Origin of the sequence: Pseudomonas sp. EA_65y_Pfl2_P74 (genome assembly GCF_963970575.1) — a bacterium.
GTDB lineage: Bacteria > Pseudomonadota > Gammaproteobacteria > Pseudomonadales > Pseudomonadaceae > Aquipseudomonas > Aquipseudomonas baetica_A.
In genome coordinates, this window is sequence record NZ_CAXAOQ010000001.1 from 98,145 (window position 1) to 113,148 (window position 15,004).

A 15,004-nucleotide genomic window follows, 5' to 3' on the forward strand; every position below is an offset into this window, starting at 1 on the left:
GCGCGACAGGTTGAGACTCTCCTGAAGTGGGTAGAGATCAGTGTTTACTTGCCTTTGCTGGCTTCGAAGGCGCGCACCGACGTTGGTTTTAGAATCGATTTCGTACTGTACAAGTCGTGGTATGTTTGCGGTACGGGTTTTTTGCGGAGCAGGTGCAAACATCATGGTTTATCACGGTGCTCAACGATGAAGGCGATGACGCTGACTGGAGTGTAGACCGACTCTGAGTGTGGCCCGCAGATCCGTGCTGGCGGGGAGAGTGCGTCAATCAATAATGTAGATGTCGTCCAAAACGGCTCGGTCAAGGGACCAATCAAATTCAAGATTCATAAAACCGAAACCAAATTCGCGCGAAACGTTTATACGGTGGGGAGATGATGATGTGGCTGGCATCTGCACTTGGGCGACAGCGAAGTCGCCCGGGACGGGGATCACTCACTTATCGGTGATCACTGCGCGGTAAAAGAATTTTTGATTTTCCGGGGCCGTCTCCTTGGCAGGGTGCGGCCCTTTTTTATTTGCTCGCGCCGACCGGTTTTTTATTTGATATTCGATATGGGTATTAATAAATAGCTTCTTATTCCTTCGCGGATATAAATCCCCTCCCTATACTCGGTCAGCAACAGACACGCAGGAGAACGCCCCCATGCACAACGAATCAATTCGCTACCTGATTGTGCCGGGCTGGCAAGGATCGCCAGAAGATCATTGGCAGACCCACTGGCAGAACAGCCTGCCCAACAGCGCACGGGTGGAGCAGGCCGACTGGCTGACCCCGCGCCGCGAGGACTGGGTTGGCGCACTGGCCGAGGCGATTGCTGCCGACAGCACGCCCGTCATCCTCATCGCGCACAGCCTGGGCTGCATCACCGTTGCCCACTGGGCCGCCACTGCGCCGCTGCAATACCTGCTTCAGGTGCGCGGTGCGTTGCTGGTCGCCCCGGCCGATGTCGAGCGTGCGACCTGCGCGCCGGCGCTGCGTAACTTCGCGCCGATTCCGAGTGATCTGCTGCCGTTCCCAAGCCAGGTCGTCAGCTCCGACAACGACGCCGCCGTCAGTGCGCCACGAGCGCTGGAACTGGCGCGTAACTGGGGCGCCGAGGCGGGGATTCTCGCTGGCGCCGGGCATATCAATGTGAAATCCGGGCATCAGCGTTGGGAACAGGGTTTTGCCTATCTCTATCGCCTGCAAACCCGCATGGAACAAAACGCTCGACGTCGCGCCTGATTTTTCTGTTTCTTGCAACGCCCCCGTCTCCTGGCGGTTGTGGGCGGGAGTCAGTCATGAGTGTTGAAACGTTCGGTCAGCCATTGCTGACCTTTCCCGATGCGGAAAAAAGCCCCCTGAGCATTCGCGCCAAGGCGTTGGTGTTCGTCGATCCGCGCTCGCGGCAGTTGCGAGAAGAGTTGGAGCAACTGGCTTCGCGTTCGATTTCAGTATTGATTCGCGGTGAGACCGGAACGGGCAAGGAGTTGCTTGCCCGGCACATCCACCGCGCCAGTGATCGCAGCGGCTTGTTCGTGTCGGTCAATTGCGGCGCGATCAGCCCGACCTACGCCGATGCTGAACTGTTCGGCTACGCTGCCGGCAGTTACAGCGGTTCGGCCAGCAGTCGCGCAGGCTGGTTCGGTTCGGCCAATGGCGGCACCTTGTACCTCGATGAAATCGGCGACTTGCCGCTGCCGATCCAGATCAAATTGCTTGCCGCGCTGGAAACCCACGAAGTCACCCGCGTCGGTGCGCATCAGTCAGGCTCGGTGGATGTGCGTCTGGTGGCCGCGACCAGCATCGATCTGGCGCAAGCGGTGGACGCCGGGAAATTCCACGAACGGCTCTATCACTACCTCAGCGAGGGGCCGTTGGCATTGCCGGCGCTGCGCGAACGCATTGGCGACATTCTGCCGCTGGCTGAATATTTTCTCGGCATTTATAGCCAGCGACTGGGTCTGCCGGTGCCGTTGATCAGCGCAGCGGCGCAGCATGTACTTGAGCAACACAATTGGCCGGGCAACACCCGCGAGTTGGAAAACGTCGTTCACTTTGCCTTGCTGGTGAGCACCGGCGACGAGATTTTGCCGCAGCACCTGAACCTGCCCGAGGCGTCTGGGCCGCAGCTTCAGATCGAACGGCTGGTGACGCACATCGACATTGGCGGCAGCGTGGCCGAGCGCAAGGCATTGAAAGAGTGGCTGATTAGCCTGAGTGAGAGGCTTTGAGCCGTGTAACTCTGTATGAACAAAATGGAATATGAAGCTGAATAAACGTTATTGTCCGGGAATAAAAAATCCCGGTATTGTCCGCTTCACGCCAGCGATAGCCCTTCACTGGCACCGCTATTAGATGCCGTCGTCGATGACGACCGTGATTTTCGATAAGGACACTGCATGAAAAAGGTTCTGTTGTTTACCGCATTGGCGGCTGCGCTGACGGCTTCCCTGGTCCAGGCCGGCGAGAAACTGGTGGTGGCGGCGACGCCGGTCCCACACGCTGAAATTCTTGAGCTGATCAAACCGACCCTCGCCAAAGAAGGCGTGGATCTGGAAATCAAAGTCTTCACCGACTACGTGCAGCCGAACGTGCAAGTGGGCGAGAAGCGCCTGGACGCCAACTACTTCCAGACCAAGCCTTATCTGGACAGCTTCAACGCCGGCAAATACAAGGACGACAAGTCCAAGTACCTGGTAACCGTGCAAGGTGTTCACGTTGAACCGTTCGGTGGCTACTCGAGCAAATACAAAACCCTGGCTGAACTGCCTGACGGCGCGACCATCGCCATCCCGAACGAAGGCAGCAACAGCGGCCGTGCGCTGATCCTGCTGCAGAAGGCTGGCCTGATCGAACTGAAAGACCCGAAAAACGCCCTGGCGACCCCAAAAGACATCGCCAAGAACCCGCATAACTTCAAGTTCAAGGAACTGGAGTCGGCCATGCTGCCGCGCGTTCTGAACGAAGTTGATCTGGACATGATCAATACCAACTACGCGTTGGAAGCCAAGTTGAACCCGACCAAGGACGCCCTGGTGATCGAAGGCGCCGACTCGCCTTACGTGAACTTCCTGGTGGCCCGTGAGGACAACAAGAACAGCGACGCCATCAAGAAACTGGCCGCTGCCCTGACCAGCCCGCAAGTCAAAGCGTTCATCGAGAAGAAGTACAACGGCGCGGTACTGCCGGCGTTCTGATTTGAAGATTCGGCAAACCCCTTCCAGGGTTTGGATATGAAAACGCCGATGGCTGGAAATAGTCATCGGCGTTTTTGTGTGTGCTCAGTTTCCTCGCCCACCGAGAGAGGGCTGGGAGAGGTTGCTGTTGACCGTGATCTCAGACCGCCTGGGCCTTCAATGCCCTTCGCAACGCCACCAGCAATTTCACGATGTCCTGCGGATCCAGGCGCTGCGGCACTTTTAAGTCAGCCATATTCTCTTCCTTGTGATGGTTGGGCCGGGGGAGTCTGGCCAAAAGCTGTTCGTCCTTGGAGGCCTTTTTTGAAAAAAAGATCCTTCCTACAGCAAAAGGAAAAATAGCCTTGTTATTTGTTCTCCGCCAACACGTAAAACCGTTCGCGTGGGGATCAGCATCAGTCAGGCCAATTCCACGCCGGCTCATCCAGCACTCGCTGCCCGACAATCCCGGTCTGGCCCAGCGTCTTTTCCAGCACGATGCAGTTGCACTCCGGGTCTTGCTGCAACGCTGATATCAACCGCCGCGCATGGGACACCACCCATACCTGAGACTGCTCAGAGGCGCGGATAATCAAGCGTGCCAACGCCGGTAACAGATCCGGGTGCAGGCTGGTTTCCGGTTCGTTGAGCACCATCAGTGACGGCGGTCGCGGTGTCAGCAATGCCGCGACCAGCAGCAGATAGCGCAACGTTCCGTCCGACAACTCCGCCGCCGACAGCGGTCGCAACAACCCTTCCTGATAAAACTCGATGGCGAAACGTCCTCCCGCCAACGGAGCGATGTCGAGCCGTGCGCCGGGAAACGCATCGCTGATGGCGGTGCGCAGCGCTTCGGGATCACCGATTTCGACGATGGTCTGCAACGCCGCCGCCAGATCCCGGCCATCGTGATGCAACACCGGCGTGCGCGTGCCCAGTTGTGGCTGGCGCGCCGGGGCGTCGGCATCGCTGCGAAAGTGGTCATAAAAGCGCCAGCGCCGAATGAATTCGCGCATCTGGAACACTTCCGGTGAGCTGCGCAAGTTGCCGACCTGATCGAACAGGCTGTCGAAGTTCGGTGTGTGTTGCGCCAGCACGTCCCAGCGGCGGCCGTCGCGGGCGCGGATCATCGGGCCGTCGCGATCCACCAGCAGGCTGGCCGGGCGATACAGTGGCCCGGCCCAGATGCATTCCTTTTTGATTTCTGGATCAAGCGAGAAACAGGAGTGGGTCGGCGCAGGCAAGCCGAGGGCAATCGAATAACTGAAATCCTCCCCGGCAAAGCCCAGGCGCAGACGCTTCACGCCCTGGCGCACCGTCGGCTCGATCGCCACTTCGCCGTTGCGCATGCGCCGGCTGATGGTTTCCGGTCCGGCCCAGAAGGTTGAGTCCAGTCCGCCTTCGCGGGCCAGTGCGTTGACCACGCCACCCTGAGCGGTCTCCGCCAACAGGCGCAAGGCCCGATAGAGATTGGATTTGCCGCTGCCGTTGGGGCCAGTGATCAGGTTCAGACGGCCCAGCGGGATCACCAATTTATTGATTGAGCGGTAATTGGCCACCGCGAGGGTCTTGAGCATGGGGCTCCTCATTGATCGTTCCGGCGCTCGGCGTGGGAATGCCCCCTTGAACGACCGCAGGAAGTATAGGGATCGGGCATACAGACGCGGAACCCTGTTCTAAGCTCACAGTCGTATCGTCACTTGCACGTTCGTACACAGGAAGGAGTCTGCATGGCGAGTCCCGGATTGAAAACAGCAGTCATGCTGGGCCTGTTCACGTTGTTGACCGCTTGCGGCAAGAAAGAAGCGCCTGAGGACTACTTGCCACGGGTCTTTGTGCAAGTGGTGAAACCCGCCGAATACGCCGCCGCCGTGACCCTGACCGGTGACGTGCAGGCGCGGGTGCAGACCGAGTTGTCGTTCCGGGTCGGTGGCAAGATCATCCAGCGCATGGTCGATGTCGGTGACCGCGTCAGCGCCAGACAAGTGTTGGCCAAACTCGATCCCAAGGATTTGCAGACCAATGTCGACTCCGCCCAGGCGCAAGTGACCGCCGAACAGGCGCGGGTCAAGCAGACCGCGGCCGCGTTCGTGCGTCAGCAGAAACTGTTGCCCAAGGGTTACACCAGCCAGAGCGAATACGATTCCGCGCAGGCAGCATTGCGCAGTAGCCAAAGTGCGTTGAGCGCCGCGCAGGCGCAATTGGCCAATGCCAAAGATCAACTCAGCTACACCTCATTGATTGCCGATGCACCGGGCATCATCACCGAGCGTCAGGCCGAAGTCGGCCAGGTGGTTCAGGCGACTGCGCCGATCTTCACGCTGGCCCGCGACGGTGCTCGTGATGCGGTGTTCAACGTGTACGAGTCGCTACTGGCCGAGCGTCCTTCGGATCGTTCGATCGTGGTCAGCATGCTGGATAACCCGGCGATCAAAACCACCGGCACCGTGCGCGAAATTACGCCGGCGGTGTCGGCGCAGTCCGGCACGGTGCAGGTCAAAGTGACCCTCGACAGCCTGCCGCCGGGCATGCAACTCGGTTCGGTGGTCAGCGCTACTGCCAAGGGCAGTGGCACGTCGGCGGTGGAACTGCCGTGGTCGGCGCTGACGAAAAAAGTCAGTGAACCGGCGGTGTGGATGGTCGACGACCAAGGTGAAGCGCAATTGCACACGGTCACGGTCGGCCGATACCTGACCGGCAAAGTCATCATCAGCGACGGCCTCAAGGGCGGCGAGAAGGTCATTGTGGCCGGTGGGCAGTTGTTGCATCCGGGCATCAAAGTCGAGATTGCCGAAAACACTTACAAGGATCTGCAACCGGGAGCACAGCCATGAAACGTCTGGGGCTGTTGTTCATGGCGGTGTTGTTGGCCGCGTGCTCGAAAAGCGAGCCGCCGCCGGAGCCGGTGCGTCCGGTGCTGTCGGTCAGGGTTCAAGCGCTGAACGAGGAGACCCTTGGGCGTTTTGCCGGCAGCATTCAGGCGCGTTACGAGAGCAACACCGGTTTTCGCGTGGGCGGGCGCATCGCCAGCCGTAACGTCGATGTCGGCGCCGAGGTTGAAAAGGGCACGCTGCTCGCCACCCTCGACCCCTCCGACCAGCAGAACCAATTGCGTTCAGCCCAGGGCGATCTGGCGCAGGTCCGGGCGCAATTGATCAACGCTCAGGCCAACGCCAGGCGTCAGCAAGCACTGTTTGATCGCGGGGTCGGTGCGCAAGCGCAACTGGACATCGCCAATACGGATCTGAAAACCACCCAGGCTTCGCTGGAGCAGGCGCAGGCGGCGGTCAATCAGAGCAAGGATCAACTTGGCTACACCCAGTTACGCGCCGATCACAAAGCCGTGGTCACCGCGTGGAACGCCGAGGCCGGGCAAGTGGTGACGGCCGGCCAGCAAGTGGTGACCCTGGCGCAGCCCGATATCAAGGAAGCGGTGATCGACCTGCCCGACACCCTGGTCGATCAGATCCCCCGCGACGTGGTGTTTCTGGTCGCTGCGCAACTCGACCCGAGCATCAACGCCACAGCGACCCTGCGCGAAATCGAGCCTCAGGCACAAAGCGCTACGCGCACCCGCCGCGCACGCTTGACCCTGGCCGATACCCCGAGCGGTTTGCGTCTCGGCACGGCGATCAGCGTGACCCTCAGCTCGGCGATCAAACCACGCATCGAATTGCCCGCCACGGCGATACAGGACGTCGATGGCCAATCGCGCGTCTGGGTGATCGACACCCAAAGCAAAACCGTCAGCCCTCGCGACGTTCGCGTGATCAGTCGCACCGACGGCACCGTGGTGCTGGCTGGCGGTGTGAAGAATGGTGAGCAGGTGGTCAGCGCCGGCGTCAACAGCCTCAAACCCGGACAATCCGTGAATCTTGACGAGGACAGTCAATGAAAGGCTCTTTCAACCTCTCCGAATGGGCCATCAAGCATCAGTCTTTCGTCTGGTATCTGATGTTCGTCGGATTACTCATGGGGGTGTTCTCGTACTTCAATCTGGGGCGTGAAGAAGACCCTTCGTTCACCATCAAGACCATGGTGATCCAGACCAAATGGCCGGGCGCGACCCAAGAGGAAACCCTCAAGCAGGTCACCGACCGCATCGAGAAAAAACTCGAAGAACTCGACTCCCTCGACTACGTGAAAAGCTACACGCGGCCGGGTGAATCAACGGTCTACGTGTACCTGCGCGACACCACCAGTGCCAAGGACATTCCGCAAATCTGGTACCAGGTGCGCAAGAAAGTCGACGATATTCGCGGCCAGTTTCCCAAAGGGATTCAAGGGCCTGGTTTCAACGATGAGTTCGGTGATGTCTACGGCTCGGTGTATGCGTTTACCACCGACGGCCTGACGATGCGCCAGTTGCGCGACTACGTGGAACAGGCCCGGGCGGAGATCCGTGATGTGCCGGGGCTGGGCAAGATCGAGATGGTCGGTCAGCAGGATGAAGTGATCTACCTGAACTTCTCCACGCGCAAACTGGCGGCGCTGGGCATCGATCAGCGTCAGGTTGTGCAAAGCCTGCAATCGCAAAACGCGGTGACCCCGGCAGGGGTGATCGAAGCCGGGCCGGAGCGGATTTCCGTGCGGACCTCGGGGCAGTTCGCCTCGGAGAAAGACCTGGCCGAGGTGAATCTCAAGCTCAATGACCGCTTCTACCGTCTGGCCGACATCGCCGACATCAGTCGCGGTTACGTCGACCCGGCCACGCCCGAGTTCCGCTTCAACGGCAAGCCGGCCATCGGGCTGGCCATTGCCATGCAGAAGGGCGGCAACGTTCAGGCCTTCGGCAAGGCCCTGCACGAGCGCATCGATCAGCTCACGGCAGACTTGCCGGTCGGTGTCGGCGTTCACACCGTGTCCGATCAGGCCGTGGTGGTGGAAGAGGCGGTCGGCGGTTTCACCAGCGCTTTGTTCGAAGCGGTGATCATCGTTTTGGTCGTGAGCTTCGTCAGCCTCGGCGTGCGCGCCGGTCTGGTGGTGGCGTGCTCGATTCCGCTGGTGCTGGCGATGGTGTTTGTGTTCATGGAATACAGCGGCATTACCATGCAGCGGATCTCCCTTGGCGCACTGATCATTGCCCTCGGCCTGCTGGTGGACGATGCGATGATCACCGTGGAGATGATGGTCACGCGCCTGGAGATGGGCGAGACCAAGGAGCAGGCCGCCACGTTCGCCTATACCTCGACGGCTTTCCCGATGCTCACCGGTACGCTGGTGACCGTGGCCGGGTTCGTGCCGATCGGTCTCAACGCCAGTTCGGCCGGTGAATACACCTTCACCCTGTTTGCGGTGATTGCGGTGGCGATGCTGGTGTCGTGGGTGGTGGCGGTGTTGTTTGCGCCGGTCATCGGTGTCCACATTCTCAGCGCCAATGTGAAACCCCATGAGGCCGAGCCCGGGCGTATCGGGCGGGCCTTCAACGGTGGTCTGCTGTGGTGCATGCGCAACCGCTGGTGGGCGATCGGCATCACCGTGCTGTTGTTCGCGCTGTCGGTGTTCTGCATGCGGTTTGTGCAGAACCAGTTCTTTCCCTCCTCGGATCGACCGGAAATTCTGGTCGACTTGAACCTGCCGCAGAACGCCTCGATCAACGAGACCCGCAAGGTCGTCGACAAACTGGAAGAAACCCTCAAGGGTGATCCGGACATCGTGCGCTGGAGCACTTATATCGGTCAGGGTGCGATCCGCTTCTATCTGCCGCTCGATCAGCAATTGCAAAACCCGTACTACGCACAACTGGTGATCGTCAGCAAAAATTTCGAATCACGCGAGGCCTTGAGTCAACGCTTGCGTGAGCGCTTGCGCAAAGATTTCGTCGGCATCGGCAGTTATGTCCAGGCACTGGAAATGGGCCCGCCGGTCGGGCGTCCGATCCAGTACCGGGTCAGCGGCAAAGACATCGATCAGGTGCGCAAGCACGCCATCGACCTGGCCACCGAACTGGACAAGAACGCGCACATCGGCGAGATCATCTATGACTGGAACGAGCCGGGCAAAGTCCTGCGCATCGACATCGCCCAGGACAAGGCCCGCCAACTCGGGCTGTCGTCCGAAGACGTGGCGAACGTGATGAACAGCATCGTCAGCGGCTCGCCATTGACCCAGGTCGATGATGATATCTACCTGATCAACGTCGTCGGTCGTGCGGTGGACTCCGAGCGGGGCACGCCAGAAACCCTGCAGAACCTGCAGATCGTCACGCCCAACGGCGCGTCGATTCCATTGCTGGCATTCGCCACGGTGCGTTATGAGCTGGAACAACCGCTGGTGTGGCGTCGCGACCGCTTGCCGACCATCACCATCAAGGCGTCGGTGCGCGACGAAATCCAGCCGACCGATCTGGTGAAACTGCTCAAACCGTCGATTGATGCCTTCGCCGACAAACTGCCGGTGGGCTACAAGGTCGCCACCGGCGGTACGGTCGAAGAAAGCGGCAAAGCTCAGGGGCCGATAGCCAAGGTTCTGCCGCTGATGCTGTTCCTGATGGCGACTTTCCTGATGATCCAGTTGCACAGCGTGCAGAAGATGTTTCTGGTGGCCAGTGTCGCGCCGCTTGGGCTGATCGGCGTGGTGCTGGCGCTGGTGCCGACCGGTACGCCGATGGGCTTCGTGGCGATCCTCGGGATTCTCGCGCTGATCGGCATCATCATCCGTAACTCGGTGATCCTCGTGACGCAAATCGATGAGTACGAGAGCAAAGGCTATGCGCCGTGGGATGCGGTGGTGGAGGCGACCGAGCATCGACGCCGGCCCATTCTGCTGACTGCGGCGGCGGCGAGCATGGGCATGATCCCGATCGCCCGGGAAGTGTTCTGGGGGCCGATGGCGTACGCGATGATCGGCGGGATCGTGGTGGCGACGCTGCTGACGCTGCTGTTCCTGCCGGCGCTGTATGTGGCCTGGTACAAGATTCGCGAGCCGAAGAAAGACGCTTCAACATCGGCCCGTTGAGGGCGCCTGTTACACCTTTGGGAACGGTCTGACTTACAACCATGATTTATTGCGTTACCGTCCCTCCTCCATTTGGAGGAGGACACCCGATGTCGACTGTCGCTTGCTGGCTGCGCCAACTGCTGTTGATGGCCGGCCTGTGCCTGTCGCCCTCATCGCTGGCCGAAACGCTGTTGGAAAACTCGCTGTGGCAGGTGCAGATCGACCCCGCGACGCTCGCGTTACGGGTCACCCCGGCCAACAGCGCGACCGTGCAGGCATCTTCGGGGGGGCAAGCGCACAAGGTCAGCCAACTGGTCAGACGCGGCAATCGCCTCGATTGGCAATGGGACGATGGCGCCTGGTCGCTCAGCGTAGAACTCGATCAGCGTGACCTGTCCTTCTCGATCACCGCGCGCGACCCCGCCGAACTGGAGTTCCTGCGCCAACCCGGCAGCGCCATGGGCAAAGGCCTGATCTGGCCACTGGCCGAAGGACATTACGTGCCCCGGGCTGATCCGGTGTGGCGACAGTTTTTGCTGGGGCAGGGCGAATTCAACACGACCCAGGACCTGAGCCTGCCGCTGTGGGGCGTTGAGCATGATGGGTTCAGCCTCAACTGGTTGCTGACCAACCCCTACAACAATCAACTGCTGTTCAGCGCTGACGGCGACACGCTGGCGTTGGCGGCGCGGCACCAATTCACTGCACTCGCCCCTTCAACGCCGCTGACCTTCAGCCTGTACCTGGGCGCGGCCGAGCCGTTGGCGGGGGCCAAGCGCTACCGGCAATGGCTGATCGATAACGGGCGCTACGAAACCCTGAACAGCAAACTTGAGAAAACCCCGCAGGCCAGCAAGTTGTTGGGTGCCAGTCATGTCTACCTGTGGGGCAATGATCTGCTGGGGTCAAAGGATGTGCGTAACTGGCCGGCACTGCTTGGCCAGTTACGCGGCCAGGGCGAGCTCGCCAGCGCGCTGCGCGCCGGGATGGATCGTGAGGCATTGCAACTGCTCGCCACCCAAACGGTGGTCAACCGCTACCAGCAAACCGTCCTGTTGCGCGGTCTCAACCGTGCGCTGGCCACGCAGGCGCGCAAAACCTGGCAGGCCCGCGCGCAGCCCGACATGCAAGCGCTGGTCGACGGGTACGTTGCGCTGCGTGCGCAGTTGGCCACGGAGTTTGTTGACGCCTTGACGGACGATCCTAAGCGTTGGGGCAGTACCTTGTCGCTCGATACCATCAAAGGCTTGCAGAGTGCCGGGCTGACACGCCTGTGGCTGGGGCTCGGCGAAGGCTGGGAGGGTGGACTCTGGCATCCTGAGGCGGTTCGCGCTGGCGTGGCGGCGGGGTATCTGATGGCACCGTACGACTCCTACGAGACGGCGCTGAGCCGTGACGAGAACCCGGACTGGACGACGGCGCACCTGGGGGACAAAGCCAACGTGGACTGCGCCATCGTGCTGCAAAGCGGTGAGCCGAAAACCGGCTTTCAGCAGTCGGGCCATTACACCGATCCTCGTTGCGTGCGCCCGTTGCTGGAGCAGCGAGTCAAAGCGGTCAGCGCTGCCGCTGGTTTCAACAGCTGGTTCCTCGACGCCTATGCCACGGGCATGGTGTTCGACAGCTATCGGCCGGGCTCGACGATGACCCAGGCGCAAAACGCTGAAGGTAACGTCCAGGCATCACGCTGGATCAATGAAACGCTGCAACTGCCCAGCGGTTCCGAGGACGGCAACGCGACGACGGCGCAGGGCGTGTTGTTCGCCCATGGTATGCAGACGCCCGTGATCGGATGGGGTGATGTCGACATGAGCAAGAACCGCGACTCCGAATACTTCACGGGCCAATGGTATCCACCCGAGCAACCGGCGGTGTTCTTCAAACCGGTGCCGATTAAAGCGCCGTATCGACGCATTCACTTTGATCCGGCCAGCCGTTTGCCGCTGTACCAGGCGGTGTTTCACGGCTCGGTCATCACCACGCATCACTGGTTGTTCGACAGCCTGAAGCTGAGCAACGTACGGGTAGAAAACGAACTCACGCAGTTGCTCTACAACGTGCCGCCGCTGTATCACCTGAGTGCGGCGACGCTGGCGCAGCGCTTACCTTTGATTGCGCGGCAGGATGCGTTTTTCCGCCCGCTGCATGAGCGGCTGGCCACTCAGGCACTCACCGGTTTCCAATGGCTGAGCGAGGATCGGCAGGTGCAGCAGACTTCATTTGAAGACGGCACTCGACTGCTGGCCAATTTTGATCAGGCATCGCGTGAAGTGCAGGGGCAGACCTTGCCCGGCGAGAGCATCACGGTGTTGACGCCCGACGGCGCCGTCAGCCACTACCGGGTGCAGGCTGCTCCCTGACTCAGGCCTTGCGCCAGACGCTGGCCAGCCAGGGTTGTTGCTCGCGTGGCAGCCCGGCGGGGCGGAAGTAATGTTCCAGTTCGACGAACCCGGCCGTGGTAAGCAACCGGCGCCACGCCTCAAGGTCGTGATACGCGCCATACCGCGGCCCGTTCCAGCCCTCGCTGTTATCCCCGCGTGGATTGGAGCTGAACAGCACGCCACCGGGTTTCAGTGCGTTGCGCAACTGCTGCAATACCCGTGGCAACTCCTGCAAGGGCACATGAAAGAGCACGGCGTTGGCGAAAACACCGTCGAAGCGCTCTGAAGGCAGATCGAGTTTCAAAAAGTCCTGCTGCAAGACCTCGCAACCGCTGTCCTCGCGGGCCATGCGCGCAAACTCCTGCGAGCCGTCGAGGCCGACCGCGACGTGGCCCAAACGTGTGAACGTCTGCAAATCCCGCCCTGGGCCGCAGCCGAAATCAAGAATGGTGAACGGCGCGGCACCCTGAATGTGCCGCAACAGCGCATCAATGTTCTGGCTGACATCGTGATCGCGCGTGCCTTCGCGAAAGTCTTCGGCCACCGAGTTGTAGTGGCCGAGGGTGGTGGCGGTGATCTGTTGAAGGTCGGAGGGCGTCTGCTTCATGGCTGGGCTGCGTGGGGCGATGGAGGTTTGGCGAATATACGCCATCAGGCTGGGGGCTGCTGCGCAACTCATCGCCACACACAGGAGCACGCATTCCGACTGTGCGAGCCTGCCCGCGAAAGCGGTTTTACTGGCGACAAAGTACTTCAGCCAGAAGGTTTCATCCCCAGACAATCAATCGAACGATCCACCATCGTCTTGGCCATCTTCAGCAAATGCCAGACCGAAAAAGCCCTGGCCCGGTCCGCGCCTTTCAGATGACAAAGGAAAGGGAACAGGCCTGTAGGTTCTCTGATTTTCCTGTGCGAAATTTTTCCTTTTCGGTGTGAATCGCTACTCACGGCAAAGCATAAACCCCCAACGTCTGTGCAATACATATGTACCGCACCGCGTTGTCCGCTTCGGGATGTAATGACGCCTGCGCGATAGACGACTGTCGCGATGTCTGCCCGGTTTTTTTTAAGGGGAGATTCACTTAGAAAAAAGGATTTTTTCATGAGCATTGTTCGCAAACCCGCTACTACCTCGTCGACCATCCGTAGCCCGGCAGACGTAGATTCACCCCGCAGAAGACCCGGCAATCCGCTGGACGGAGATGGGCCTGCGATAAAGAATTTTCGCCCTGATGCGGAGCAAGCACACATGGAGGTTGCCCGCGACCCTGGCGCGTCGGTTCCTGCAGTCCCGGCCGTTACGATTACCCCGTTGCTGTCTGCCGGGATTTTGCCTATTCGCCCCGAGGTTAAAACACTTGAACACTATCTGTTGAAACCTCCGGAGAAACTGGCTGAGGCCAATGCTCAAGGCTTCAGGGTGGTCAAGGGGCGGCTGTACGTCGATATCGCGCCCGGCAAGATCGCCCAGGTCAGGCGAGACCGGACGAGCGGAGAGTATCGAGCGACCCTGTTGTCTGAACTGGAGCCCTCGGGACCGGTACTGTTTTTCGAGCCGCAAAGCAAAACCTGGAAACTGGAACGCGACCGCATTCATACCGGCAAGGATGACGTGTTTGAGCTCGGACTCGACGCGGGCACCACTCTGGTGGCGCGTGGGTTGCGGCAATTTCCTGCGGAGCAGGCAGCCATTATCCGCTCGGAGTTGCGAGTGGTCCAAAGCACGTTCTCTGATGCCAGTCGGGCAATCGCGCTGAAATACCAGGAAGCCGATGCCGTCTACGAAAGCTACTTTGGGACCGACCACCAAACCGTTTCGCCGCGATTCTCTGAGTGCGTCTCGCGAGGATTGGCAGTTTCCAAAGAGTATCAAGGGTTTTGGGGGGACGATAAATTCCTGGGGGTTGATACTGCCGGCAATCACTTGGCCTGGATGTACAAAGGTGATTTCCATGGCCGGGTGTTCATCAATCGCAAATACCTGCGTGCCGGGGCGTTGAGCCTGACGCTGGGCCATGAAATGTTGCACACCAACAGAATCGATCGGTTCGCGGCCATCGGACCCAACGCGTCGGATTATTTCTACCTGGGCGTCGAGGCGCGTGCTTTTCTGACATCGGAACCGCTAACCGTTTACGACGTTCCGGAGCGCGGTGTTTCCGAGGTCATCATGCGCGGTGGACTGACAGCCGAATATTTGAATGTCTTTATGAACGACCACAGTGAGTTCCTGTCGGGGGTCAGCCATTACCTGGGAATGCGCGACGTTCCGGATCTTCAGACGGCCGTTGATCTCTTCAATGCAAACCCGCAGATGCGCGCGCACATGGCCGCCAATAATGCTGACAGCATTATCTGCGCGACAAAAAGCATGCAAGAGTTGCATCGAAGCAAAACTGAATATGCATGGCTCGACAGCCTGATCGAGGATCTTTGAGTTGAATTGGGCGGCGCCGACTCTGTACCTGTTAGTTCTTACAGTATCGGCGCGAGCCAAAAGCGTTCAGTGTTCACCCATGTGT

The 15,004-nt window shown here is 59.9% G+C and carries 11 protein-coding genes; 8 read left to right on the plus strand and 3 right to left on the minus strand.

What is annotated here, in order from left to right; translation table 11 throughout:
* Positions 1–646 precede the first annotated feature (646 nt).
* The 3 genes from AACY18_RS00430 (at position 647) to AACY18_RS00440 (ending at position 3,183) form a co-directional block, all read left to right on the plus strand.
* Positions 647–1,228, plus strand: coding sequence for an alpha/beta hydrolase (locus AACY18_RS00430; RefSeq protein WP_339463947.1), 582 nt, complete (start codon positions 647–649; stop codon positions 1,226–1,228).
* A 56-nt stretch (positions 1,229–1,284) separates the two neighbouring features.
* Positions 1,285–2,217 carry a sigma 54-interacting transcriptional regulator gene (locus tag AACY18_RS00435; protein ID WP_339463948.1) on the plus strand — a complete coding sequence of 311 codons (933 nt, stop codon included), beginning with the start codon at positions 1,285–1,287 and terminating at the stop codon, positions 2,215–2,217.
* Between the two features lie 168 nt (positions 2,218–2,385).
* Positions 2,386–3,183, plus strand: coding sequence for a MetQ/NlpA family ABC transporter substrate-binding protein (locus tag AACY18_RS00440; protein ID WP_339463949.1), 798 nt, complete (start codon positions 2,386–2,388; stop codon positions 3,181–3,183).
* A 395-nt stretch (positions 3,184–3,578) separates the two neighbouring features.
* Here the strand turns inward: AACY18_RS00440 and AACY18_RS00445 are convergent, their stop codons facing one another.
* Positions 3,579–4,739 (minus strand): AAA family ATPase, encoded by a 1,161-nt coding sequence (locus AACY18_RS00445; RefSeq protein WP_339431590.1) that lies wholly within the window; start codon positions 4,737–4,739, stop codon positions 3,579–3,581.
* A 153-nt stretch (positions 4,740–4,892) separates the two neighbouring features.
* On the opposite strand from AACY18_RS00445, the gene AACY18_RS00450 reads away from it, so the two are divergent.
* The 4 genes from AACY18_RS00450 to AACY18_RS00465 all read left to right on the plus strand — a co-directional run bounded on the left by AACY18_RS00450 (position 4,893) and on the right by AACY18_RS00465 (position 12,461).
* Positions 4,893–5,996: an efflux RND transporter periplasmic adaptor subunit gene (locus AACY18_RS00450; protein ID WP_339463950.1), complete on the plus strand. Its 1,104-nt coding sequence runs from the start codon at positions 4,893–4,895 to the stop codon at positions 5,994–5,996.
* A complete protein-coding gene (locus AACY18_RS00455; protein WP_339463951.1) occupies positions 5,993–7,057 on the plus strand; it encodes an efflux RND transporter periplasmic adaptor subunit in 1,065 nt (354 codons plus the stop codon). Before AACY18_RS00450 ends, AACY18_RS00455 begins: the two co-directional genes overlap by 4 nt.
* Positions 7,054–10,119, plus strand: a complete 3,066-nt coding sequence (locus AACY18_RS00460) for an efflux RND transporter permease subunit (protein WP_339431587.1) — start codon at positions 7,054–7,056, stop codon at positions 10,117–10,119. Before AACY18_RS00455 ends, AACY18_RS00460 begins: the two co-directional genes overlap by 4 nt.
* 89 nt (positions 10,120–10,208) lie before the next feature.
* Complete coding sequence (locus AACY18_RS00465) at positions 10,209–12,461, plus strand: glycoside hydrolase (RefSeq protein WP_339463952.1); 2,253 nt, start codon at positions 10,209–10,211, stop codon at positions 12,459–12,461.
* 1 nt (position 12,462) lies between these two features.
* On the opposite strand, the gene AACY18_RS00470 is transcribed toward AACY18_RS00465, so the two are convergent.
* Positions 12,463–13,089: a class I SAM-dependent methyltransferase gene (locus AACY18_RS00470; protein ID WP_339431585.1), complete on the minus strand. Its 627-nt coding sequence runs from the start codon at positions 13,087–13,089 to the stop codon at positions 12,463–12,465.
* A gap of 146 nt (positions 13,090–13,235) precedes the next feature.
* Entirely contained in the window at positions 13,236–13,586 is a 351-nt protein-coding gene (locus AACY18_RS00475) for a hypothetical protein (RefSeq protein WP_339463953.1), read from the minus strand.
* Here AACY18_RS00475 and AACY18_RS00480 point away from each other — a divergent pair.
* Entirely contained in the window at positions 13,585–14,919 is a 1,335-nt protein-coding gene (locus AACY18_RS00480; RefSeq protein ID WP_339463954.1) for a hypothetical protein, read from the plus strand. The genes AACY18_RS00475 and AACY18_RS00480 overlap by 2 nt on opposite strands.
* Positions 14,920–15,004: the final 85 nt, after the last annotated feature.